The sequence below is a fragment of the Pseudomonas sp. SDO5215_S409 genome (assembly GCF_054071325.1).
Map to the genome: position 1 here is coordinate 1 of NZ_JBSVWN010000177.1, position 478 is coordinate 478.

A 478-nucleotide genomic window follows, 5' to 3' on the forward strand; every position below is an offset into this window, starting at 1 on the left:
AACATGGTTTCACGTTGCCTCCAACCAAGTTTGGCGCTGTAGGTTATAGCTTTGGAAAAGTCACTACGGTTACGACGTCTCCAATGTTACAGACTTTGCCCTTCGACGAACTGACGCCATTACTCGACGGCCTTCAAACGACACTAAAAAACGCCGGATGGACACCGCGAGATGAAGACAGAAACAGATGGCTCAACATAAACAACACACACGAAATCGATGCACTGCAAAGCGTACTGTTTGACCATGCCGAGACGTTAATGTTAGTGATCCCTCACAAATACATGCTGGCGTTGATTGTAAAATGCTACGTTCGTTGCGATGAACGAAACCCAAAAACAGCAAAGTATTTAATTGATGTCAGTGTGGGCAGGGATTTCAGCAGACCGTGAACAGCATCGAGAAAACGCCACAATGACTGCCATCGAAATAATTAAAACGAAAAACCAAGCACTGCTTTTTTCTGCTTTTTCATTAA

General features: G+C 44.1%; 1 pseudogene. It reads left to right on the forward strand.

Annotated features, from left to right (window positions below):
- Positions 1 to 392: pseudogene (locus tag ACW9H9_RS28795) on the forward strand (hypothetical protein); the annotation flags it as partial.
- Positions 393 to 478 lie beyond the last annotated feature (86 nt).